The sequence below is a fragment of the Paraburkholderia sp. BL9I2N2 genome (genome assembly GCF_004339745.1).
Lineage (GTDB): Bacteria > Pseudomonadota > Gammaproteobacteria > Burkholderiales > Burkholderiaceae > Paraburkholderia.
The window spans coordinates 3,974,130-3,996,182 of sequence record NZ_SMGP01000001.1 but is presented as its reverse complement, the minus strand read 5'-3'; the positions used below and the strand labels follow the sequence as shown (position 1 = coordinate 3,996,182).

20 protein-coding genes are annotated in these 22,053 nt (G+C 62.8%); 14 read left to right on the top strand and 6 right to left on the bottom strand.

What is annotated here, in order from left to right; all coding sequences use genetic code 11:
* Positions 1-11: 11 nt before the first annotated feature.
* The gene (gene lipA, locus B0G74_RS18365; RefSeq protein WP_132376226.1) at positions 12-1,013 is read left to right on the top strand and encodes a lipoyl synthase; all 1,002 of its coding nucleotides are present in this window, start codon (positions 12-14) and stop codon (positions 1,011-1,013) included.
* A 117-nt stretch (positions 1,014-1,130) separates the two neighbouring features.
* On the opposite strand, the gene B0G74_RS47475 is transcribed toward lipA, so the two are convergent.
* Together B0G74_RS47475 and B0G74_RS18360 are read right to left on the bottom strand one after the other, a co-directional pair.
* A complete protein-coding gene (locus tag B0G74_RS47475) occupies positions 1,131-1,265 on the bottom strand; it encodes a hypothetical protein (RefSeq protein WP_279388592.1) in 135 nt (44 codons plus the stop codon).
* A gap of 56 nt (positions 1,266-1,321) precedes the next feature.
* On the bottom strand, positions 1,322-1,768 hold the full coding sequence (locus tag B0G74_RS18360) for a hypothetical protein (RefSeq protein WP_132376225.1): 447 nt from the start codon (positions 1,766-1,768) through the stop codon (positions 1,322-1,324).
* A 273-nt stretch (positions 1,769-2,041) separates the two neighbouring features.
* Between B0G74_RS18360 and tauA the strand changes: the two genes are divergently transcribed.
* The 3 genes from tauA to B0G74_RS18345 are packed head-to-tail and all read left to right on the top strand — an operon-like array spanning position 2,042 to position 4,769.
* Complete coding sequence (gene tauA / locus B0G74_RS18355) at positions 2,042-3,064, top strand: taurine ABC transporter substrate-binding protein (protein WP_132376224.1); 1,023 nt, start codon at positions 2,042-2,044, stop codon at positions 3,062-3,064.
* Positions 3,065-3,105: 41 nt separating this feature from the next.
* Positions 3,106-3,903 carry an ABC transporter ATP-binding protein gene (locus B0G74_RS18350; RefSeq protein WP_132376223.1) on the top strand — a complete coding sequence of 266 codons (798 nt, stop codon included), beginning with the start codon at positions 3,106-3,108 and terminating at the stop codon, positions 3,901-3,903.
* A 26-nt stretch (positions 3,904-3,929) separates the two neighbouring features.
* Positions 3,930-4,769, top strand: a complete 840-nt coding sequence (locus B0G74_RS18345) for an ABC transporter permease subunit (RefSeq protein WP_243658269.1) — start codon at positions 3,930-3,932, stop codon at positions 4,767-4,769.
* A gap of 27 nt (positions 4,770-4,796) precedes the next feature.
* On the opposite strand, the gene B0G74_RS18340 is transcribed toward B0G74_RS18345, so the two are convergent.
* Positions 4,797-5,480 (bottom strand): HAD family hydrolase, encoded by a 684-nt coding sequence (locus B0G74_RS18340; RefSeq protein ID WP_132376221.1) that lies wholly within the window; start codon positions 5,478-5,480, stop codon positions 4,797-4,799.
* Between the two features lie 226 nt (positions 5,481-5,706).
* Between B0G74_RS18340 and B0G74_RS18335 the strand changes: the two genes are divergently transcribed.
* A complete protein-coding gene (locus B0G74_RS18335) occupies positions 5,707-7,374 on the top strand; it encodes a Na/Pi cotransporter family protein (protein ID WP_132376220.1) in 1,668 nt (555 codons plus the stop codon).
* A 31-nt stretch (positions 7,375-7,405) separates the two neighbouring features.
* On the opposite strand, the gene B0G74_RS18330 is transcribed toward B0G74_RS18335, so the two are convergent.
* Positions 7,406-8,176: a DeoR/GlpR family DNA-binding transcription regulator gene (locus tag B0G74_RS18330; RefSeq protein ID WP_132376219.1), complete on the bottom strand. Its 771-nt coding sequence runs from the start codon at positions 8,174-8,176 to the stop codon at positions 7,406-7,408.
* A 565-nt stretch (positions 8,177-8,741) separates the two neighbouring features.
* Between B0G74_RS18330 and ugpQ the strand changes: the two genes are divergently transcribed.
* The 8 genes from ugpQ to B0G74_RS18290 all read left to right on the top strand — a co-directional run bounded on the left by ugpQ (position 8,742) and on the right by B0G74_RS18290 (position 18,829).
* Positions 8,742-9,527, top strand: a complete 786-nt coding sequence (gene ugpQ / locus B0G74_RS18325) for a glycerophosphodiester phosphodiesterase (protein WP_132376218.1) — start codon at positions 8,742-8,744, stop codon at positions 9,525-9,527.
* A 102-nt stretch (positions 9,528-9,629) separates the two neighbouring features.
* A complete protein-coding gene (locus B0G74_RS18320; protein WP_132376217.1) occupies positions 9,630-10,745 on the top strand; it encodes an ABC transporter substrate-binding protein in 1,116 nt (371 codons plus the stop codon).
* 146 nt (positions 10,746-10,891) lie between these two features.
* Positions 10,892-11,830: an ABC transporter permease subunit gene (locus B0G74_RS18315; protein WP_132376216.1), complete on the top strand. Its 939-nt coding sequence runs from the start codon at positions 10,892-10,894 to the stop codon at positions 11,828-11,830.
* A complete protein-coding gene (locus tag B0G74_RS18310) occupies positions 11,827-12,618 on the top strand; it encodes an ABC transporter permease (RefSeq protein WP_095417604.1) in 792 nt (263 codons plus the stop codon). The genes B0G74_RS18315 and B0G74_RS18310 overlap by 4 nt, the downstream gene beginning before the upstream one ends.
* 32 nt (positions 12,619-12,650) lie before the next feature.
* The gene (locus B0G74_RS18305) at positions 12,651-13,721 is read left to right on the top strand and encodes an ABC transporter ATP-binding protein (protein ID WP_132376215.1); all 1,071 of its coding nucleotides are present in this window, start codon (positions 12,651-12,653) and stop codon (positions 13,719-13,721) included.
* A 401-nt stretch (positions 13,722-14,122) separates the two neighbouring features.
* Positions 14,123-15,403, top strand: coding sequence for a dicarboxylate/amino acid:cation symporter (locus B0G74_RS18300; protein ID WP_132376214.1), 1,281 nt, complete (start codon positions 14,123-14,125; stop codon positions 15,401-15,403).
* A gap of 55 nt (positions 15,404-15,458) precedes the next feature.
* Positions 15,459-17,459, top strand: coding sequence for an ATP-binding protein (locus tag B0G74_RS18295; RefSeq protein ID WP_132376213.1), 2,001 nt, complete (start codon positions 15,459-15,461; stop codon positions 17,457-17,459).
* Between the two features lie 17 nt (positions 17,460-17,476).
* Entirely contained in the window at positions 17,477-18,829 is a 1,353-nt protein-coding gene (locus B0G74_RS18290) for a sigma-54 dependent transcriptional regulator (protein WP_207915662.1), read from the top strand.
* 62 nt (positions 18,830-18,891) lie between these two features.
* On the opposite strand, the gene B0G74_RS18285 is transcribed toward B0G74_RS18290, so the two are convergent.
* Positions 18,892-19,422 (bottom strand): TlpA disulfide reductase family protein, encoded by a 531-nt coding sequence (locus B0G74_RS18285; protein WP_132376212.1) that lies wholly within the window; start codon positions 19,420-19,422, stop codon positions 18,892-18,894.
* Positions 19,423-19,593: 171 nt separating this feature from the next.
* Between B0G74_RS18285 and B0G74_RS18280 the strand changes: the two genes are divergently transcribed.
* The gene (locus B0G74_RS18280) at positions 19,594-20,280 is read left to right on the top strand and encodes a hypothetical protein (protein ID WP_243658223.1); all 687 of its coding nucleotides are present in this window, start codon (positions 19,594-19,596) and stop codon (positions 20,278-20,280) included.
* Between the two features lie 343 nt (positions 20,281-20,623).
* Here B0G74_RS18280 and B0G74_RS18275 read toward each other — a convergent pair whose 3' ends face one another.
* Complete coding sequence (locus B0G74_RS18275) at positions 20,624-22,051, bottom strand: YifB family Mg chelatase-like AAA ATPase (protein ID WP_243658222.1); 1,428 nt, start codon at positions 22,049-22,051, stop codon at positions 20,624-20,626.
* Between the last annotated feature and the right edge of the window lie 2 nt (positions 22,052-22,053).

Genomic DNA, 22,053 nt, shown 5'->3' with positions numbered 1-22,053 from the left:
GGACCGAACGAATGACTGACGTTACCGCGAACCTCGCAGCTTCCCCCACTCCTGACGCCGTGCCGGCCGCCGCCTACGACGCCACCGCGAAGCAGAAGGCGCAAGCCAAGACCGCCCGTATTCCGATCAAGATCATCCCGATCGAAAAGCTGAAGAAACCCGACTGGATCCGCGTCAAAGCGGCGACCGGCAATTCTCGCTTCTACGAAATCAAGCAGATTCTGCGCGAGCACAATCTTCATACGGTGTGTGAAGAGGCGAGCTGCCCGAACATTGGCGAATGCTTCGGCAAGGGCACGGCGACCTTCATGATCATGGGCGACAAGTGCACGCGCCGCTGCCCATTCTGCGACGTCGGCCACGGCCGCCCGGATCCACTCGATGTGGACGAGCCGGGTAACCTCGCGCGCACCATCGCCGCGCTGAAGCTGAAGTATGTGGTGATCACCAGCGTCGACCGCGACGATTTGCGCGACGGCGGTGCGGCCCACTTCGTGGAATGTATCCGTCAGACGCGCGAGCTTTCGCCCGAGACGCGCATCGAAATTCTGACGCCGGACTTCCGCGGCCGTCTGGATCGCGCGCTCGGTATTCTGAACGCCGCTCCGCCCGATGTGATGAATCACAACCTCGAAACGGTGCCGCGTCTGTACAAGGAAGCGCGCCCGGGTTCCGACTACGCGCATTCGCTGAAGCTGCTGAAGGACTTCAAGGCGCTGCACCCTGACGTCGCCACCAAGTCCGGTCTGATGGTCGGCCTCGGCGAAACCGAAGAAGAGATTCTGCAAGTGATGCGCGACCTGCGCGAACACGACGTGGACATGCTGACGATCGGCCAGTACCTGCAACCGTCGGAACACCATCTGCCGGTGCGCTCGTACGTGCATCCGGACACGTTCAAGATGTACGAGGAAGAAGCGTACAAGATGGGTTTCACACACGCAGCCGTGGGCGCGATGGTCCGTTCGAGCTACCACGCCGATTTGCAGGCGCATGGAGCTGGCGTGGTCTGAATGTCTTAGCTAGAGCTGTCAGTTTGAGAAAAGCCTGCGCGTGTTGCAGGCTTTTTCTTTTGGACGGTCAGACTTTGACTGCCGGCACTGCGCATCTTTGCGCTTCTCTGCGAAGCGTTACCGGTAATGCCGTGCGAGCAGCATGCAGATCGAGGCAATCGTGCTACCGATGATTGAAAAAGGAGCGGCAAGTTCGATCAGGCGATTGCGCAGTTCGCGATTTTCCATGACGTAGTCGATCAGATTGGGCATTTAAGTTCTCCCTGTTAGATATGCTTGAAAGTATAGCTCTGACGATTGCCAATTAGTTAGTTTAACGAATAATGAGATAGGGCAAATGAGGCAACCACCGCTGCAGTCATGATCGCCGATGTCCACATCAACCTTCGTTCGCGTGCCTCGTCGCCGCGATGATAATCAAGATGCGGTGCCGAGTCAGCCGCGCCGAACGTGACGAGGATGGACGCCACGACGAGAAACAGAACATGCCAGAGCAATCCGGCCAGCATGAAGGCCAGCGTGCTATTTGTCGAAGCCTCGCCCAGCGCGCTGCCGATCTCGTAGCACGCGCTGGCGCACATCGAAATGACGACCCAGAGAAGTTGTCCGTTCTGCACGGAACGTATCGCAATCCCTTTCGACGACTCCCGATAGAAGCGCGAGAAGCTCAACAGAGGCAGCAGCGCAAAGGGCGCGCACACTGGCACGCCGACGTTGAAAAGCAACCAGCAAATGCGCCCAATAAAATCGATCATAGGAATGCGAAGCTTTGGCGACGCAAAGATGATCCCGCTCCGGTCAATTGCAGGTCAATCTGCCGAACGGCCAGCTTGCGCAAAAGCGCCACGATCCGCATCATTCGCTGGAACCGTCCGCCCCCCGCAACAGCAGTCGCCGCTAACCAACCGAACGTGAAAAGCAATGCTCGAACAGCGTGATTAGCAATCGCGGATTAATTAGAACCGGCCGCGAACAAACTGCCTATAGTCGAAAGCCTCCCGAACAACACCTGCTCAAGGGGCATTCCGATGAACCGCTTCCGCCGTCCGCTTGCCGCGTTCGCTACGCTGCTTGCACTGTCCGCATCGTTTGTTTCCACGGCGCACGCCGACACCAAAGAAGTCGTGATCGCGTATCAGGACATGGTGGTGCCGTGGCGCTACGCGCAGGCCACCGGCGAAGTGGAGAAAGCCACCGGCTACAAGGTCACCTATCGCAAACTCGGCAGCGGCGCCGACGTGATCCGCGCGCTTGCGTCCGGCTCGGTGCAACTCGGTGAAGCCGGTTCGAGCCCGATCGCAGCGGGTTTGTCGCAAGGCGTGGATATTTCGCTGTTCTGGATTCTCGACAGTATCAACGACGCCGAAGCGCTAGTCGCACGCGACGGCTCCAATGTAACGAGCGTCGCCGGTCTCAAAGGCAAGAAAATCGGCGTGCCGTTCGTGTCGACGTCGCACTTTCACACGCTGGTCGCGTTGCAGAGCGCGGGCGTGAATACGTCCGATGTCAAGATCGTCAACTTGCGTCCGCCTGAAGTCGCGGCGGCGTGGGAGCGCGGCGACATCGACGCGACGTATATCTGGGACCCGGTGCTCGCCAAGGTCAAGAAGAACGGCAAGGTGCTCATCACCTCGGGTCAGGTTGCGCAGCAGACCGGCAAGGCGACCTTCGACGGTTTCGTCGTCGATCGCAAGTTCGCCAGTCAGAACGCCGAGTTCGTCGCGCGCTTCGTGAAGGTGCTGGCCGCGACGGACGCGAATTACCGCGATCACACGTCGGCATGGACGGCAGCGTCGCCGCAGGTCGAGGCGGTCGCCAAAGAGTCCGGCGCGAACGCGCAGGAAGTGCCGGCGAGCCTCGCGTTGTACGCGTTCCCGACGCCGGCCCAACAGGCTTCGAATGCATGGCTTGGCGGCGGCGCGCAATCGGGTGCGGCGAAGTCGCTGGCCGCCACCGCGGCGTTTCTTAAGACCCAAGGCACGATCCAGAACGTGCTGGCCGACTATTCGACCGGCGTCGATCCGCAGTTCGTGCAACGCGCGGCGCATTGATCGTCGCGCGCTGTCTCCTATCGACATCATGAGGTGCGGCGATGAGCGGTCTTGAAATCCGGCGACTGCACGTCGCCTACGAAGGCGCGCGCGGCGCGGCGCCGCACGTCGCGCTGGCCGATGTCGATCTGCGTATCGAACCCGGCGAGTTCGTGGTCGCGCTGGGCGCGTCGGGTTGCGGCAAGACGACCTTGCTCAATTGCATTGCCGGCTTCATCCCGCCGACGGAAGGCGAGGTGCGGCTGAACGGCGAGCCCGTGCTCGGGCCGGGCGCGGACCGTGGCGTCGTGTTCCAGAAGTACGCGTTGATGCCGTGGCTCGACGTGCTCGACAACGTCGCGCTCGGTTTGCGCTTTCAGCGCGTGCCGAAGGCGGAGCGCGAGCGCATTGCGTTCGAGATGCTGACGCTCGTCGGGCTTGAGAAGCATGCGCGCTCGCGGGTCTATGAGTTGTCGGGCGGCATGCAGCAGCGTGTGGGTATCGCCCGTGCACTCGCAAGCGATCCGCACGTGCTGCTGATGGACGAACCGATGGGCGCGCTCGACGCCATGACGCGCGAGTCGATGCAGGAACTCGTACTCGATGTCTGGGGCCGCACGCGCAAAACGGTGTTCTTCATCACGCACAGCGTCGAGGAGGCGCTTTTTCTCGCGACCCGTCTCGTCGTCATGACGCCGGGCCCGGGCCGCATCGCCGATAGCTACGACTTGCCGTTCGCGCGGCGTTTTCTACAGACACGCGACGCACGTGCGGTGAAGTCGTCGGCGGATTTCATCGAATGGCGCGAGCGGCTGGTGCATCGGCTGCATGAGCGCAATCAGGAAGAGGTGCTGTCGTGACGGCTTCGCGGGAATCTTTGGGCAAGGTGCCGCTCGCCCAGGCCGGCAAGCGGCCGCAGCGGGCCGTGCGGCCCGTGCGCGGCTGGCGTTTGCCGGGCGAAGGTCCGAGCGCGGCGCTTAGCGCGGTCTCGGTCTCGACGCTCGCGGCGTTGTGGTGGCTTGCCACGCATCTGCACTGGTTGCCGCCGCTATTTCTGCCCACACCCGAAGCGGTGTGGAGCGCATTTCTCGACGCGTGGCACGGCCGCATTCAAGGCGGCTTGCCCCTCTCCGAGCATCTCGCGTGGAGCGCCTTGCGTGTGTTCGGCGCGTTTGCGCTGGCTGCGGTCACGGCCGTGCCGGTCGGCATTCTGATGGGAGTGAGCCGGGTCGCGCGCGGCCTTCTCGATCCGCCGCTCGAGTTCTATCGACCGCTGCCGCCGCTCGCTTATCTACCGCTCGTGGTGATCTGGTTCGGCATCGACGAAACGGCGAAGATCGTCGTGATCTATCTGGCCTGCTTCGCACCTATTGCCATGGCCGCGCGGGCCGGCGTGCGCAGCGCGACCATCGAGCAGATTCATGCGGCGTATTCGCTGGGCGGCCGCTTCTCGCAGATCGTGCGGCACGTGGTTTTGCCTGCGGCGTTGCCGGAGATTCTGACCGGCCTGCGCATCGCGATCGGCTTCGGCTGGACTACGCTGGTCGCCGCCGAAATGGTTGCGGCCACTGCGGGGCTGGGTCAGATGGTGTTGAACGCATCGAGCTTTCTACGCACCGACGTGGTGGTGATGGGCATCGTGTTGATCGGGCTGATCGCGTGGCTCTTCGATCTCGGTATGCGTGCACTGGAACGGCGGCTCGTGCCGTGGAAAGGGCGCGCGTAGCGCGGCGGCTCAGGCTCAGGTCAAGACTCAGGCAAACAGTTCAATCACCGGCCAGCCGCGTTCCGTGGCGATCGCCCGCAGCCGCGCGTCAGGATTGGTCGCAACCGGATTCGTAACGCGCTCCAGCAACGGGACGTCGTTGATCGAATCGCTATAGAACCAGCTCTGCGGGAAATCCTGCAGACGATGCCCGAGCGAGGCCAGCCAACTCTCGGTGCGCGTGATCTTGCCTTCGCGAAAGGTCGGTGTGCCGACAGCCATTCCCGTAAAGCGCGCCAACGGATCGCCCCCTTCGGTGCCAAGCTCGATTCCCAGCAGATGCTCGAAGCCGAGCGCCTTGCCGATGGGCTCCGTGATGAACACATTAGTGGCGGTAACGATGCAACACAGGTCGCCCGCATCCAGATGGCGTTGTACGAGCGCACGCGCTGCCGGCAGGATCGCAGGCGCAATCACCTGCTGCATGAACTGCGTATGCCACGTGTCGAGCTGCTCGCGCGAGTGGCGGGCAAGCGGCGCGAGCGTGTAGTTCAGGTAAGCAGCCATGTCGAGCGTGCCGGCCACATATTGACGGTAGTAATCGTCGATTTCCTGCGCGTGCCGCGCGGCGCCTTCTATACCCAATCCCGCAATGAAGTGGGCCCACGCCTGATCGCTATCCAGCGGCAGTAACGTGTGATCCAGGTCGAACAACGCAAGGTTGCGGCTCATCCAGAGTCCTCGTGATTAAGTGGGCGAGCGGTCGAGTGGTCGAACTCCCCGTATGACTGACCAAGAGCCGGCACACAGCCATCCACAGCTTGACACGAGCCTATATTTAAAAGCACAAAATTACAATAAGGCAAAAATGTGCAACACTACTGTCATACGCCCCGGGTGCCGGTTCGCGCGGCATGCGGTTCGGGTCATGGCAGCAGGAACGGATGCGCAGTGCCTTATGTTGATTCTCCTAAACCTTCTGGCCGGTGTGGCGCTCCTCGTGTGGGGTTCGCACATTGTGCGCACCGGCATCCTGCGAGTCCTCGGCGCCGACCTGCGCAGCGTGTTGGGGCGCAGCACCAGTAGTCGCTGGCGAGCTTTCCTCTCGGGTGTTGGCGTCACGAGTCTCGTGCAAAGCAGTAATGCCACTGCGGTGATCGTCACGTCGTTCGCGGCGCAGGGACTATTGCCGCTCACCAGTGGTCTCGCGATCATGCTCGGCGCCGACGTCGGCACCGCGTTGATGGCGCGGATCCTCACACTCGATCTGTCCTGGTTGTCGCCGATCCTGATTCTGCTCGGCGTGCCGCTGTTCCTTTCGCGAAAGCAAACCCGTCTCGGCCAGGCCGGCCGAACGTTGATCGGCCTCGGCTTGATTCTGCTGGCGCTGCGTCTGATCGTCGAAGCTGCTCAGCCGATGATGCAAGGCGCCGGCGTGCGCGTGATGTTCGGTGCACTGACTGGCGACACCATGCTCGACGCATTGGTCGGCGCCGCGTTCGCCATGCTGTCCTATTCGAGCCTTGCCGCGGTGTTGCTGACCGCGACGCTCGCCTCGTCCGGTGTGATTTCGCTGAAGGTCGCCCTGTGCCTCGTGATCGGCGCTAATCTTGGCAGCGGCTTGCTCGCGCTCCTCGGCACCGTCGCACAAAACGCGGCGGCGCGGCGTCTCGCGTTGGGCAGCTTTGCGTTCAAGCTGGCCGGCGCGTTGCTGATCCTGCCGTTCACTTCGCTGCTCGCGCGCGGTCTGCCGGTGCTGATCGCGAATCCGCGTGAAGCCACGGTCGGCTTCCATCTGATCTACAACACGCTGCGTTGCTGCGCCTGCCTCTCGCTGATCGATCCGGTGGCGCGCGTCTGTGTGCGTATCTTGCCCGACCGGCCGATGCCGAATGGCGAGCTGCGGCCGCTCCATCTGGATACCGCGGCGCTGTCCACGCCGACGCTTGCACTCGCGCATGCCGCACGCGAGGTGCTGCGGATCGGCGACATTGTGCGCACTATGCTCGACAACGTCGCGGACCTGATCCATAACAACAATCTGGACAAAGCGCGCGAAACGGCGCGCATGGACGACGACGTGGACGAGCTCTACGCCGCCGTCAAAACCTATCTGACGCTGATCTCGCGCGAGCAACTCGACGAAGCCGACAGCCGCCGCTGGACCGACATCATTTCATTGACGATCAACCTGGAGCATGCGGGCGACATCATCGAGCGGATCGTGCGCGACATCGAGGAAAAGAAGATCGCCCACCGTCTGTCGTTTTCGGAGGAAGGGCTGGGTGAACTGGACGACTTGCAGGCGCGGCTCGTCAGCAATTTGCAGCTTGGCTTGTCGGTCTTTCTGAACAACGATCTGCGTTGCGCCGAGCGCCTGCTCGCGGAGAAGGAGCGCTTTCGTGATCTGGAGCGCGCGTATTCATACCGCCATCTGGACCGGCTCACCGGACAGACCTTGCGAAGCATCGAAACCAGTGCGCTGCATCTCGATCTGATCAGCGACATGAAGCGGCTCAACTCGTTGTTCTGCTCGACCGCCTATCCGGTACTCGACGCAGCCGGTGCGTTGCACGACACCCGCTTGCGCAAGCGTTCGCTCGACACGATGCATGTGAAGGAATAGACCTCGAGTCTTCTGACCTAAGGCCCAAGCCCTAAGCGAGCACGATCTCTTCGAGCTTCTTTTTCAGCGATGCAAACTCGGCGGCTTCGGCCGCCTTTTTGTTGGTGACGAGCACGTCGATCCGCTCGACCGGGCAGTACGAGATACGACTGCGCTGGCCGATCTTGCTGTAGTCGGCGAGGATCACCACGCGGTCCGCGTTGGCGACCATGGCGCGCGCGACTTCGGTTTCGGCGTGATCGTAGTTGGTCGCGCCATGCCGGTGATCGATGCCGACCGGCGACAGCAGCGCGAGGTCCGCGCGATAGCGCTGGATGTCGAGCACGGTGGTGGCGCCGGTGGTCGCCATGGCGCGGTCGCTGATCGATCCGCCCAGCAGAATGACTTCGTTGGCGGCTTCGGTTTGATCGACTGCGCCGCGCATCTTCAACGCGACATCGATCGAATTGGTGACGATGGTGAGGTTCGCGAGTTTCGCCAGTTCTTCGGCTAGCGCGGCGGTGGTGGTGCCGGCGTCGATGAAAAGCGTCTGGCCGCTCGTGATCAAACGCGTAGCCGCCTTCGCAATCGCCGTTTTGGATTTGACACGCATATGCGCGCGTTCGGCGATCGGCGCTTCGTCGGCGGGCTTGATCGCGCCGCCGTGCACGCGCCGCAGTTCACCTAGCGCTTCGAGATCGAGCAGGTCGCGCCGCACGGTTTCGCGCGACACCCCGAGATCCGCCATGATCCGTTCCGTGGACACACGTTGCAGCGTGGACAGCAACGCGCGAATTCTTTGATGCCGGTCTTCCTGCCACATGCATTTTTCCCTGGATGCGTACGCGCGTTGATTCAGCTTGTATTTAACTGCGACATCGTGGTCACGAATGTGTGTCCGGAGGATGTCAAGCGTACTACTTTAGCCGGATTGTGTTGTATTTTTTTGGCAGCTTGCAAGTTTGTGTATTTCAACTTAGCCTTCGCAGATCGAAGCGCTGAGTCTATTTCGAACATCAAATGTTCGAAAAGGAATTGAAATGTCCGGTTCCGAGCATTTCGCGGCGTTTTTGGCAATTTGATTGACCTGTGCCGTCGCCATAATGGCTCTTGGGGTTTGCCGTCCGGGCGATAGGCCGGTGATGTTTCGCGCTGCGGGATGACTCCACGCTTCGTCATCCTGACAATGACATTGCAGTGTGCGGCGCGATGAGAACATGCAGCGTACGCCCGGGTATCGCCGCGCTCGCCTTAGCGCGATACTACGCACGGGCTCGCGCGTGGAGACAGCATGAGGCCGCGCTGGATCATGATGGCCGAGGCAGCAGTGATGGCCGGGAACGTGTCGAGAGCATAGTCAACCCGCTCTATCTGAAAGGTAACGAGACGTGGGAAACGGGATTAATCGCACCTTATCCGCAGACTGGCCTTATCCGCGACTGGCTGCGCATCGCTGCGGCGGCACGCTGGCGCCGGAAAACACGCTAGCCGGTTTCGACGCCTGCGTGCGCTATGGCTACCGCATGGTCGAATTCGACGCCAAGCTATCCGCCGACAACCAACTCTTCCTGCTGCACGACGACACGCTCGAGCGGACCACCAACGGCCACGGCGCCGCCGCCGAACACACATGGCAGCAACTGGCAACGCTCGACGCCGGCGCCTGGTACGGACCGCAGTTCGCCGGCACGCGTTTGCCGACGCTCGCCGAGGCGGCCGAGCGTTGCGCGCGCGACGGCATTGCCGCCAACATCGAAATCAAACCGTGTCCGGGCCGCGACGAGATCACCGGCACTTTGGTGGCAAGCGGCGCGCTGACGTTATGGCAAGGCCAGACGCCGCCGTTGCTGTCGTCGTTTTCGTTCGAGGCGCTGGCCGCGGCGCGCGACGCCGCGCCGTCGGTGCAACGCGGCATGCTGTTCGACGAGGTGCCTGACGACTGGCTGCGCATCGTGCGTGAACTGGACTGCGTGTCCTTTCACGCGAACCAACGCTATCTCACGGAGCGGCTGGTTGCGGAGATTCACTGCGCCGGCCTGCGCGTGCTCGCCTACACGGTCAACGACACGGCGCGCGCGCAACTGCTCGCGCAATGGGGCGTCGACATGATTTGTACAGATCGCATCGATACACTGCGACCCCACATGTTCTCGGCGCCGGCCAACCCGGCCTGAACATGGCGCGGGCGCGCAAGTGCAGGAGTGCACGACGCGCCCCGAAGCTCGAATTAGAAATTTTCCAAACGTAGCAATTTCGGCAGAGGATGGGGAAAGACTATGAACCGCACCGCGTTAGCTCGCATACTTTCGATGTCGGCCGTTGCGGGTGTCACCGCCGCCGGCGTCAGCAGCAGCGCTTCGGCCGCGCCGCTCGACGCACTGATCGCCGCCGCCAAGCAGGAAGGCCAACTCACCGTGATCGCGCTGCCGCACGACTGGTGCAATTACGGTGAACTGGTGGCCGGTTTTCAGAAGAAGTACGGCATCAAGATCAACGAATTGAATCCGGATGCGGGTTCGGGCGATGAAATCGAAGCCATCAAGGCGAACAAGGGCAACAAGGGTCCGCAGGCGCCCGACGTGATCGACGTGGGTCTGTCGTTCGGTCCGTCGGCGAAGGCGGAAGGTCTGCTGCAGCCGTACAAGGTCGCCACGTGGAACTCGATTCCGAAAGAGTCGAAGGATGCCGACGGCTATTGGTATGGCGATTACTACGGCGTGCTCGCGTTCGAAGTCAACGCCGACATGATCGACAAGGCGCCGTCGGACTGGAGCGACCTGCTCAAGCCGGACTATAAGAACGCTGTCTCGCTGGCCGGCGACCCGCGCTCGGCCAACCAGGCGATTCAAGCCGTGTACGCCGCCGGTCTGTCGCAAAGCAAAGGCGATGCGAGCAAAGCCGGACAGGCCGGCCTCACGTATTTCGCCAACCTGAACAAGAGCGGCAACTTCGTGCCGGTGATCGGCAAGGCCGCATCGCTCGCGCAAGGTACTACGCCGATCATCGTGCGTTGGGACTACAACGCGCTGGCCGACCGCGACACACTGAAGGGCAATCCGAAGGTGGAAGTGGTGGTACCGAAAACGGGCGTGGTCGCCGGCGTGTATGTTCAGGCGATCAGCGCCTACGCCCCGCATCCGAACGCAGCCAAGCTGTGGATGGAGTATCTGTACTCCGACGAAGGCCAGATCGGCTGGCTGAAGGGTTACTGCCATCCGATGCGCTACAACGAACTGGTGAGCGGCAAGAAAGTGCCGCAAGCGCTGCTCGACAAGCTGCCGCCGCCGTCGGCTTACAAGAACGTGGTGTTCCCGACGCTCTCGCAACAGGACGCGTACAAGGACACCATCACGAAGCACTGGGACGAAGCGGTCGGCGCGAACGTCAAGTAAGCGGCATAGCGTGAGTCGCGGCGGCAACGCAGCACGCGCGCCGCGACGCCGAACCGAAGCCTGAAGTTTTGTCGCCCCGGCGCGCCGCCGCTCGTGATGAGCGCTGCGCGCCGGGTGCGTTTGCCAGATTGCCCCAAGGGTGAGCTATGAGCGCTTCATCGGATGCTGGATCGGTGCAGCCGGAATTGCTGGTTCCGCCTGTGCCCACCCCAACGCCTCGCGTCAACGGTCCAAGCCGCGCGTCGTCGTTGCTCGCCTGGATCGGCGTGGTGCCGTTTTTCACGTTCGCGCTGCTGTTCCTGATTCTGCCGACCGGCTTTCTGATGGTCGGCGCGTTCCAGGATTCGCAAGGCCATTTCACGCTCGCCAATTTCCGCGACCTGCTCCAGCCGACCGTGATGGACGCGTACTGGATCAGCTTCAAGGTGAGCGCCGCCTCCTCGATCGGCGGCGCGGTGATCGGCTCGCTGCTCGCATGGGCGGCGGTGCAGGGCAAATTGCCCGGGTGGATTCGTCCGACCTTGATGACGTTTTCGGGCGTCGCGTCGAACTTTGCCGGCGTGCCGCTCGCGTTCGCTTTCATCTGCACGTTGGGGCGGGTCGGGCTCGTCACTGTGCTGCTGAAGAAATACCTCGGCTTCAATCTGTACTCGACCGGCTTCAGCATCCTGAGCTTTTCCGGTCTGACGCTGACCTATCTGTATTTCCAGATTCCGTTGATGGTGCTGATCGTCACGCCCGCGCTCGACGGCCTGAAGCGCGAATGGCGCGAGGCCTGCGATTGCCTCGGCGGCACCGCATATCAATACTGGCGCTACGTCGCGCTGCCGGTGCTGTGGCCGAGCGTGCTCGGCGCCGCGCTGCTGCTGTTCGCCAATTCGTTCGGCGCGGTCGCCACGGCCTATGCGCTGACCGGCAGTTCGCTGAACATCGTGACGATCCTGTTGTACGCGCAGATTCGCGGCGACGTGATGCACAACCAGAATCTCGGCTATGCACTCGCGCTCGGCATGGTGCTTGTCACCGGCCTTTCGAATGGCGGCTACATCTGGCTGCGCTCGCGTGCTGAAAGGGGACGTCGATGAAAAGCCAATCGCGTGTGGGTGCGTGGACCGCGATGATCGTCGGTTCGCTGTACTTTCTCATTCCGTTGATCGCGACATTCGAGTTCAGCCTGCGCATGAAGCGCGGCACCTATAGCTTCGAAGCGTACAGCGTCGTGCTCGGCGATCCGCGCTTTCAGGCCTCGTTCGGCTACTCGATTCTGATGGCGCTGCTGACGATCGTCGTCGGCGTGTTGCTGGTCGTGCCGACCGCGTACTGGGTGCAGTTGCGCTTGCCGAAGCTGCGGCCGCTGGTCGAATTCATCACGCTGTTGCCGCTGGTGGTGCCGGCGATTGTGATCGTGTTCGGTTATCTGCGCATCTATAACAGCAGTTCGATTCTGCCGCTCACCGGCAACGAGCGCGCCACCGATCTGCTGCTGGTGTTCGGCTATGTGACGCTCTCGCTGCCGTACATGTACCGCGCCGTCGATGCCGGTCTGCGCGCGGTCGACGTGCGCTCGCTCACCGAAGCCGCCGAATGTCTCGGCGCGAACTGGCCGACGATTCTCTTCAAGGTGATCTTCCCGAACATCCGCTCGGGCATTCTGTCCGGCGCCTTTCTCACCTTTGCGGTGGTGATCGGCGAGTTCACGCTGGCGAGCCTGCTCGACCGTCCCGCGTTCGGTCCGTACCTGCAATTGATCGGTGCGAACCGCGCGTACGAGCCGTCGGCGCTCGCGATCATCGCGTTCGTGATCACGTGGGCGTCGATGGGATTGATTCAGGTATTCGGCTCGGCCCGCGCGATGAGCGGCCAGAAAGTGTGACCAATGAGTTTGACGGACTGAGGCAGCGAATCATGGCATTTCTTGAAATCGAAAATCTGCATAAGTCCTTCGGGGCGAACATTGCGCTGCATCACTTCGACATGCAGATCGAACGCGGCGAATTCACTACTTTCCTCGGACCGTCCGGCTGCGGCAAGACGACGGTGCTGCGCATGATCGCCGGCTTCGAAACGCCGACGCGCGGCATCATCCGGCTCGACAACAAGGACGTCACGCACCTTCGCACGCGGCAACGCAAGGTCGGTATGGTGTTCCAGTCGTATGCGCTGTTTCCGAACATGACGGTGGCCGCGAACATCGGCTTCGGACTGAAGATCACGCATCGGCCGCAGGCGGAGATCAGTCAGCGCGTGGAGGAGATGCTGCAACTGATCAAGCTGCCGCATCTCGGCGGGCGTTATCCGTGGCAATTGTCCGGCGGCCAGCAGCAGCGCGTGGCGCTCGCGCGCGCGCTCGCCGGCAAGCCGCAGGTGTTGCTGCTCGACGAACCGCTCTCCGCACTCGACGCCAAGATTCGCATCTCGTTGCGCCAGGACATTCGCGCGTTGCAGCGCGAACTGGGCATCACGTCGATTTTTGTCACGCACGATCAGGAAGAGGCGCTGTCGATTTCCGACCGCATCGTCGTGATGAACGAGGGCCGCGTCGAACAGATCGGCACGCCCTCGGAGATCTACAACTTTCCGCGCACACGCTTCGTTGCATCGTTCGTCGGCACGCTGAATATCCTGGCTGGACATGTGGTCGATCCGGCGACCGGCAAGATGATCGTGGACGGCCAGGAGCTGACCACCACGCAGGAGTTGCCGTCGAACGATGCGGGCAAGAAACGCCTGCTCGCGCTGCGGCCCGAAGCTATCGTGCTGGAGCCGGCCGCGCCCGGCCGCAACACGTTGAACGCCACCGTCGAAGAAGTGAATTTCCTCGGCGCCGTAGTGCGCATCCGAACCCGCGTGAAAGACGCCGTGATTTCGCTCGACATATTCAACGACCCGAATCGCGGTTTGCCCGAACGCGGGCAGCCGGTGTCGCTCGGTTTCTCGCACGAGAATCTGCTGGTGCTGGAAGAGGGCAGCGTTTAAACGAGACGAGTCAGGCGGCGCTTGCTTCCGGCAACGCACGCCGTAAAAAGCCCTACGGGTTATCCCGAGGCTGCCGCCACAATGGATTCCGGATTCCCCGACAGCCCTTGTCCGGATTTCCGGAATCCCAGACGGCACATAGGATGAAGCGCCGGAAAACCCATAAGAATCAAGGCGTCGAGCCCGGCATCAAGCTGGCATCGACCTTGCGAAATAGAAGCCGCGGCCGCAACGGTCCGACAACTAAAGCAAGGAGACAACGATGTCCGATTTCCCTTCCCGGTATTTCTGAATTCGTCGTCTTGTCGCGGCCTAATGCCGTGCACAGGCGTGACGACTATTCGTTCGCATGATGCGCAGCGTGGCAGGCCATTGAGCTCATCCACATCGCAGGAACCATCGTGAAGAAACCTATCCACAAAGTGCTGTACGTCCAGGTGATCGTGGCGATCATCATCGGCATCGCGCTCGGGCATTTCTACCCGAATTTAGCCGTCGACATGAAGCCGCTCGGCGACGGCTTCATCAAGCTGATCAAGATGGTGATCGGGCCGATCATCTTCTGTACGGTGGTGACGGGCATCGCCGGCATGGAAGACATGAAGAAGGTCGGGCGCGTCGGTGGCAAGGCGCTGCTGTACTTCGAAATCGTCTCGACCTTCGCGCTGGTGCTCGGCCTGATCGCCACGCACGTGCTGAAGCCGGGCGTCGGCTTCAACATCGACCCGGCGACTCTCGACGGCAAGTCGGTCGCGTCGTACGCCGCCAAGGCGCACGGCCAGACCACGGTCGACTTCCTGATGCACATCATTCCGGACACGCTCTCGTCGGCATTCGCGCAGGGTGAAATCTTGCAGATTCTGCTGATCGCGCTGCTGTTCGGTGCGGTGCTCGCGACGGCCGGTGAGAAGGGCAAGGTCGTGACGAACTTCATCGACGGGCTCTCGCATATCCTGTTCGGCATCGTGCGGATCATTACGAAGCTGGCGCCGATCGGCGCGTTCGGCGCGATGGCCTTCACGATCGGCAAGTACGGTATCGGCTCGCTGCTGCCGATGCTGAAACTGATCGGCACGTTCTATCTGACCTCGATCGTGTTCGTGGTGGTGGTGCTCGGCATCATCGCGCGTGCGGTGGGCTTCAACATCCTGCGCTTCGTGGCGTATATCAAGGAAGAGATGCTGATCGTGCTCGGCACGAGCTCGTCCGAAGCCGCGCTGCCGCAACTGATGCTGAAGCTCGAAAAACTCGGCTGCTCGCGTTCGGTGGTGGGCCTCGTGGTACCGACCGGTTATTCGTTCAACCTCGACGGCACCAACATCTACATGACGATGGCCGTGCTGTTCATCGCGCAAGCCACCAACACCGACCTCACGTGGACGCAGCAGCTCACGCTGCTGGCGGTGACGATGCTGACCTCGAAGGGCGCGAGCGGCGTGACCGGCGCGGGCTTCATCACGCTGGCCGCGACGCTGGCCGTGGTGCCGACCATTCCGCTGTCGGGCATGGTGCTGATTCTCGGTATCGACCGCTTCATGAGCGAATGCCGCGCGCTGACGAACATCGTTGGCAACGGCGTGGCGACGGTGGTGGTGTCGGCATGGGAAAAGGAACTGGACCGCAACAAGCTGAACGCCGCCTTGCGTGGCGACGTGACGGTCAAAGAGCCGGCCGGCGTTTAAGCCGCGCATCGGCAACGTCTTGTAACGCAACCCTCCCGGCCGCGGACACCAGCGTATGAATCCGGTGCCCGCCGGCCAGACTCCCGCGCCGTCGGCCGACGAGGCTAGCGCCGACGACGCGTCGCCTTATGCCACAATAAACGATCCTCATCGATCGGATATTGCCAACGTGACGCGACGCCTGCTGATCTTCTTCGCGCTCGTCGCCGGGCTCGTGGTGGCGTGCGGGCTCACGTACAGCATCGCGTGGCAAAGCGGCATCGACCATTTGCGGCGCAACGCCTCGGTACGGGTCGACCGTACGACCAGCGCGCTGAAGAGCACGCTCGAACGCTACGAATCGCTGCCTTATCTGCTGGCCGAACATCCCATCGTGCAGGACGTGCTGGTTAGTCCCACTCCGGCCAATGTCGCGCGCGCCAATGTCTATCTTGAAGATCTGAACCGCCACGCGCGCGCCACGGTCACCTATATCATTCCGCTCGACGGCTTCTGCGTCGCGGCGAGCAACTGGCGCGGGCCGGGCAGCTTCGTCGGCGCGGGCTATCAATTCCGGCCGTATTTTCTCGATGCGGTCAAAGGCAGCGTGGGCCGCTTCTTCGGCATCGGCACGATCTCGCAGGCGCCGGGCTACTACATCTCGCAGCCGGTGCGGCGCGAGGGCAAGATCGTCGGCGTGGCGGTCGTCAAACTCGACCTTGAATGGTTTCAGGGCGCGGATGCGTCTGAGCCGCTCGTCGTGACCGACGACCACGGCGTGATCTTTCTGTCGTCGGTGCCGGCATGGAAATACCATACGATCCGGCCGCTGTCGGGGCCCATCGCCGATTCGATCTACCAGGCGCGTCAATACGCGCAGCAACCGATCGCGGCGCTGCCGGTGTCGATCGAACGCACACTCGAAGGCAACGCGCAGATCGTGCGCATTGGCGGCGGCCGCTACGCTCCGCGTTATCTGGCGTCGCGGCGTGGCATGGGCGAGCCGGACTGGCATCTGATCACCCTGTCACCCGTCGATCCGGTCGACGCCGACGCGCGCAAGGCGACCATCGTCACCGCCTTCGGCTACGTGTCGCTGGTGTTGCTCGCGTTCTACTGGAGAATGCGCCGGGCGCGCGTGCGCGAGGTGATGCGCAGCCGCGCGCTTCTGCAAAAAGCCTACGCCGAACTGAACCGGCGAGTGGCCGAGCGCACCGCGGATCTCTCGCAGGCGAACGAACAGTTGCAGAAGGAAGTGGCCGAACGCACGCGCGCCGAGCAGGAGTTGCGCGCCGCGCACGACGAGCTCATCCAGGCGAGCAAGCTCGCCGCGCTCGGTCAGATGGCCGCCGGTATCACGCACGAACTGAATCAGCCGCTCGCCGCGCTGCGCGGTTTCTCGGACAACACGCGTGTGCTACTCGAGCGCGGCGACCAGGCGTCGGCGCGCGAAAATCTCGAAGCGATCGCCGCGCTCACGGAGCGCATGGGCAAGATCACCAATCAGTTGAAACTGTTCGTCGGACGCGCGCGGCCACGCAGTGCGCGCGCGCCGATCGTGCGGGCGTTGCGCAATGTCGTCGCGCTGTTGCAAAAGCGCTTGCAGGGCGTCGAGGTCGAATTTGCTTTGCTCGATGCGCACAGTGGCATGCGCACGCCGCTGAATCTCGCCGACGATCATCCCGAACTGATCGCGCATTGCGACGATCTGCGGCTCGAACAGGTGTTGATCAACCTGCTCGGCAACGCGCTCGATGCAACCGCCGACGTGCACCCGCCGCGCATTTCGATTGAGATCGAAGTCGCCGATGCGAATCTGTCGTTCGCCGTGAGCGATAACGGCCCCGGCATTCCCGACGAGGTCCTGCCGCATCTGTTCGAACCGTTCTTCACCACCAAGGAAATGGGCCACGGGCTGGGGCTCGGCCTCGCGATCTCGTCGTCGATCGCGCGCGATTGCGGCGGCACGCTGGTGGCGCGCAACGCGCAGGACGGCGGTGCATTATTCGTGTTGACGCTGCGCCGTGCGCGCGTGCAGACGAACCACACATCGGACCCGCTGACCGCGGGCTCCTGAATCACACGGAAGACGCCATGCTGAACCACGGCCTGCAAGTGCTGTATATCGAAGACGACGAACTGGTGCGGCGCGCCAGCGTGCAGAGTTTGCAACTGGCGGGCTTCGACGTGATCGGCCATGCCTCGGTGGAGTCCGCGGCGAAGACGATCAGCGCGGACTTCTCCGGCGTGATCGTCAGCGACATTCGCTTGCCGGGCGCAAGCGGCCTCGATTTGCTCGCGCAATGCCACGAGCGCGCGCCCGACGTGCCGGTGATTCTGGTGACGGGCCATGGCGATATTTCAATGGCCGTTCAGGCGATGCGCGACGGCGCGTACGACTTCATCGAAAAGCCTTTCGCGTCCGAACGTCTGATCGAAACCGTGCGGCGAGCGTTGGAGCGTCGCAAGCTGGTGCTGGAGAACCTCGCGCTGCGCCGTGAGTTGGCGGAACAGAACTCGGTGGCGCCGCGCATCATCGGCAGGAGTCCGGCCATCGAACAGGTGCGGCGGCTGATCGCCAATGTCGCGCCGACCGACGCCTCGGTGCTGATCAACGGCGACACGGGCGCGGGCAAGGAATTGATCGCGCGCAGCCTGCACGAACTGTCCCCGCGCCGTGACAAACCGTTTATCGCGGTGAACTGCGGCGCGTTGCCGGAGCCGATGTTCGAGTCGGAAATGTTCGGCTACGAGCCGGGCGCTTTCACCGGTGCGGCGAAACGCCGCATCGGCAAGCTCGAACATGCGTCGGGCGGCACGCTGTTTCTGGATGAAATCGAAAGCATGCCGCTCGCCTTGCAGGTCAAGCTGCTGCGCGTGCTTCAGGACGGCGTGCTGGAGCGGCTCGGCTCGAATCAGCCGATTCGCGTGAATTGCCGCGTGGTCGCCGCCGCCAAGGGCGACATGGCCGAGCATGTCGCGGACGGCTCGTTCCGGCGCGATCTGTTGTACCGGCTGAACGTGGTGACGATCGCCCTGCCGCCGTTGGGCGAGCGTCGCGAGGACATCGTGCCGCTCTTCGAGCACTTCCTGCTGGACGCGGCCGTGCGTTATCAACGCCCCGCGCCGATCCTCACCGATCGTCAGCGCGCGAGCCTGATGCAGCGCGACTGGCCGGGCAACGTGCGGGAGTTGCGCAACGCCGCCGACCGCTTTGTGCTCGGCATCGCCGACGATCCGGTCATGTCTTTCGGCGACGACGGCACGGACACGCAGCCCTTGAAGGAGCGCGTCGAGCAATTCGAGCGGGCGGTGATCGCGGAGGCGTTGGAGCAGACCGGCGGCGTGGTCGCGGTCGCGGCAGACAAGCTGCAACTCGGCAAGGCGACGCTCTACGAAAAGATCAAGCGATATGGCCTCGCGGCCAAAGGGGAAGGGGAACGGTGAGGATATGAAAACGCCGGCCTTGAGATGCGAGGCCGGCGGTTTTTTGAATCAACTGAATCCCGTCAAGCCGCTTTGAGCGCCTTTTCCAGCAACTGGTCGAGTTCCGCGAATTGCGGTTCGCCGACATAGCGCTTCAGAATCTTGCCGTCCTTGTCGATGAGGAACGTGGTCGGCGTGAGCTGGACGTTGCCGAACTGCTTGGCGGCCGAGCCGTCGTCCATTGCCACCTTGAACGGCAACTGGCGAGTTTGCGTGTAGTTGGCCACGTACATCGGCGCGTCGTAGTTCATGGCCACGGCGACGAATTCGAGACCTTGACCCTTGAAGCGGTTATAGGTCTGGACCATCTGCGGCATTTCCTTCATGCAGGTATCGCAGCTCGTTGCCCAGAAGTTGACGAGGTAGACCTTGCCTTTCAGGTCGGCGGTCGAGACTTTCTGGCCGGACAGCAACGTGAAGGTCGCGTCAGGCACGCGCTGCTGGCCGGCAAACGCGAAATAACCGGCGATGGCGATCGCAACGGCCACGGCGGCGATGATGATGTAGCGAAGCGGACTCGCGCGCCGGGCGGCGGTGGACGGGGTGGAGCTCATGAACGGAACCTCGAGAGTCGCGCGGAACGCGCGGGACAGTGCGTCGGTTTGGGCTTTCGGCCCGTGCTGAACAGCGTCGCTATTGTAGCCCCATTCCGGCGGCGCGGCAGGACGTCGGCAGGGAGCGGATAATAGGGTTTTACGTTCTCGTCAGTCCGATCTTCTGTCCCCATGTTCCGAACTGTTTTTCGCGTCAGTCGCGTTGGCCGCGTCAGTCACTTCCTCGCTCGAATTCCGTCCCGTCTTACTTCTGCCAGCCGCTCAACGGAGCGCTCTTCGCGTTGTGTGGCGGCCGACTCCACGTCTCGGCTGTCGAGCGCGCGTGCAATCCTCGGCACGCTGGCTTGCACGGTGGTTTTGGGTGCCGCGCTGAGCGCCTGCTCGCCGACCTTCGACTGGCGGACGATCATGAATAACGACAACGGTTATACCGTCGACTTGCCCGCCAAGCCGGGCAACGATCAGCGGGCTGTGCAGATCAACGGCACGCCGATGCAGATGGCGATGCAGACGGCCGAAGCCGGCGACGCCGTCTTCGCGGTCGGCACCGTGATGCTGCCCAACGACGACGCGGCCACGCAACGCGCCGCACTCGATTTCCTGCGCAACGGTCTCGCCCGCAACGTGGGCGCCGCGCCCGAAGCGCGTGCCGTGCAGATCCCGCTGGCGGCCGGCGGCCAGGTGCTTGGCCTGGAAATGAAGCTGAGCGGCGAGGCGGGTTCGCAACACGAAGCGCGCACCGTCTACGCACGACTCGTCGCGCGCGGCCGACACGTCTATCAGGCGGCGATCATTGCATCCAAGCCGATGCAGCAGGAACAGATCGACCAATTTTTTTCGTCGTTCCAACTGTATTGAGAGCGGTATTTTTGTCCGATTCGGCGCGTGATGGGGCTCAACTGAGGCGCTGCGCACAGTGAAAGTTCCTTCGCAGCATCGCGCGCTAATTCCCGGTTTACGTTGAAGTTTTCCTGTTACTCACCGCGCCTGTGGATAACTCTGTTGAGAACTCGGGCAAATTGGCCGGAGATGCCCATTCTATGGGCACTCTGTCAGATTCGTCTCGCACAAGGTCGTTAAAAAAAGTCAATCAAATCAATGCTTTTCGGATGCTGCCCGCGACGTACCTTTCAGTTGTTTCAAAATCTATCTGGAACGTGCGCGTGTGCATAAGTCAAGTCTTGACAGCAGATTTTTCACCTCATAGGGAGCCAAAAGCCCGGCGATATTGGATCGCTTCGCCGATCTGCGCGGCGCTCGGCATGGGCGCGCCGGTGAGGTCGGCGATGGTGCGCGCCACCTTCAGAACCCGGTAGTACGCGCGCGCCGACCAGCCGAAGCGCTCACCTGCTTCGCGCAGCAAGGCTTCGCCCGCTGAGTCGGGGCGGCAGACCTCGTCCACTTCTCGTCCTCCCAGTTCGCGATTGGTTTTGCCCTGACGACTCAATTGCCGCTCGCGGGCGCGGCTGACGCGTGCCGCAATGGCCGCGCTTGTCTCGCCGGCCGCCGTTGAACGGGCGGACAGTTCCGCCGGCGTGAGCGCTGGTATCTCAAGTTGGATGTCGATCCGGTCGAGCAGCGGCCCGGAAAGCTTGCGCAAATACCGCGCAGCAATCTCGGGTGTGCAGCGGCAGCGGCCGTTGGGATCGCCGCGCCAGCCGCATGGGCAAGGATTCATGGCGGCGATTAACTGGCAGGCTGCCGGAAAATCCGCCTGCAAGGCGGCGCGTGAGATTGTGATGCGCCCGGCCTCAAGCGGCTCACGCAGCGTTTCGAGGACTTGGCGATCGAATTCAGGAAGTTCGTCGAGAAAGAGCACGCCTAGATGCGCCAACGTGATTTCACCGGGCTGCGGCGGGTTGCGCCCGCCGACCAGCGCCGCGGCGCTCGACGAATGATGCGGGGCGCGAAACGGTCGTCGACGCCATTGCGAGGGCATGAAACCGGCCCGGCTGGCGGACAACAACGCAGCGGAGGCGAGCGCTTCGTCGTCGGTCATGGGCGGCAGCAGGCCCGGCAGGCGGGCGGCGAGCATCGATTTGCCCGCGCCGGGCGGCCCGACCAGCAAGACATGATGGCCGCCGGCCGCGGCGACTTCAAGCGCCCGGCGCGCGCCGCGTTGACCGATGACATCGCCCATATCCGGTACGACGGCTGCTGGGCTTTCGGCGAGGTCCGGCACGGCGATTGGATAGAGCCGCGCGTCTGGCGCTCCCGCGAGATGGGCGCACAGCGAAGGCAGATCGGCTGCGCCGTAGACATCGACGCCGGGTACGAGCGCCGCTTCCGCCGCGCTCGCAGCGGGCAGATAGAGCTGCGGCGTGGAATGAGCGGGCGACTCGCATGCGGCAAGCGCGCTCGCAATCCCGACGGACTGCGCCGCACCGCCGCCTTGAGCCACGGCGCTGCGCGCCGTTCCGCACGCCATGGCGAAAGCGCCGCGCATCGGCCTGAGCGCGCCGGTCAACGACAGTTCGCCCGCGAATTCACGATGCAGCAAGGACTCGGCGGGAATCTGGCCGCTCGCGGCGAGGATGCCCAACGCGATTGGCAGATCGAAGCGGCCGGATTCCTTGGGCAGATCGGCGGGCGCGAGATTGACGGTGAGAATCTCTGTAGTATTCTCCATAC

Bases quoted from the DNA above. Each gene is read 5' to 3' on its own strand.
- B0G74_RS18305 (WP_132376215.1), top strand. From the start codon at position 12,651: ATGGCATTTCTTGAAATCGAAAATCTGCATAAGTCCTTCGGGGCGAAC.
- lipA (WP_132376226.1), top strand. From the start codon at position 12: ATGACTGACGTTACCGCGAACCTCGCAGCTTCCCCCACTCCTGACGCC.
- B0G74_RS18330 (WP_132376219.1), bottom strand. From the start codon at position 8,176: ATGTGGCAGGAAGACCGGCATCAAAGAATTCGCGCGTTGCTGTCCACG.
- B0G74_RS18295 (WP_132376213.1), top strand. From the start codon at position 15,459: ATGAATCCGGTGCCCGCCGGCCAGACTCCCGCGCCGTCGGCCGACGAG.
- B0G74_RS18310 (WP_095417604.1), top strand. From the start codon at position 11,827: ATGAAAAGCCAATCGCGTGTGGGTGCGTGGACCGCGATGATCGTCGGT.
- B0G74_RS18280 (WP_243658223.1), top strand. From the start codon at position 19,594: ATGTTCCGAACTGTTTTTCGCGTCAGTCGCGTTGGCCGCGTCAGTCAC.
- B0G74_RS18290 (WP_207915662.1), top strand. From the start codon at position 17,477: ATGCTGAACCACGGCCTGCAAGTGCTGTATATCGAAGACGACGAACTG.
- B0G74_RS18340 (WP_132376221.1), bottom strand. From the start codon at position 5,480: ATGAGCCGCAACCTTGCGTTGTTCGACCTGGATCACACGTTACTGCCG.
- B0G74_RS18285 (WP_132376212.1), bottom strand. From the start codon at position 19,422: ATGAGCTCCACCCCGTCCACCGCCGCCCGGCGCGCGAGTCCGCTTCGC.
- B0G74_RS18275 (WP_243658222.1), bottom strand. From the start codon at position 22,051: ATGGAGAATACTACAGAGATTCTCACCGTCAATCTCGCGCCCGCCGAT.
- B0G74_RS18360 (WP_132376225.1), bottom strand. From the start codon at position 1,768: ATGATCGATTTTATTGGGCGCATTTGCTGGTTGCTTTTCAACGTCGGC.
- B0G74_RS47475 (WP_279388592.1), bottom strand. From the start codon at position 1,265: ATGCCCAATCTGATCGACTACGTCATGGAAAATCGCGAACTGCGCAAT.
- B0G74_RS18335 (WP_132376220.1), top strand. From the start codon at position 5,707: ATGTTGATTCTCCTAAACCTTCTGGCCGGTGTGGCGCTCCTCGTGTGG.
- tauA (WP_132376224.1), top strand. From the start codon at position 2,042: ATGAACCGCTTCCGCCGTCCGCTTGCCGCGTTCGCTACGCTGCTTGCA.
- B0G74_RS18315 (WP_132376216.1), top strand. From the start codon at position 10,892: ATGAGCGCTTCATCGGATGCTGGATCGGTGCAGCCGGAATTGCTGGTT.
- B0G74_RS18350 (WP_132376223.1), top strand. From the start codon at position 3,106: ATGAGCGGTCTTGAAATCCGGCGACTGCACGTCGCCTACGAAGGCGCG.
- B0G74_RS18320 (WP_132376217.1), top strand. From the start codon at position 9,630: ATGAACCGCACCGCGTTAGCTCGCATACTTTCGATGTCGGCCGTTGCG.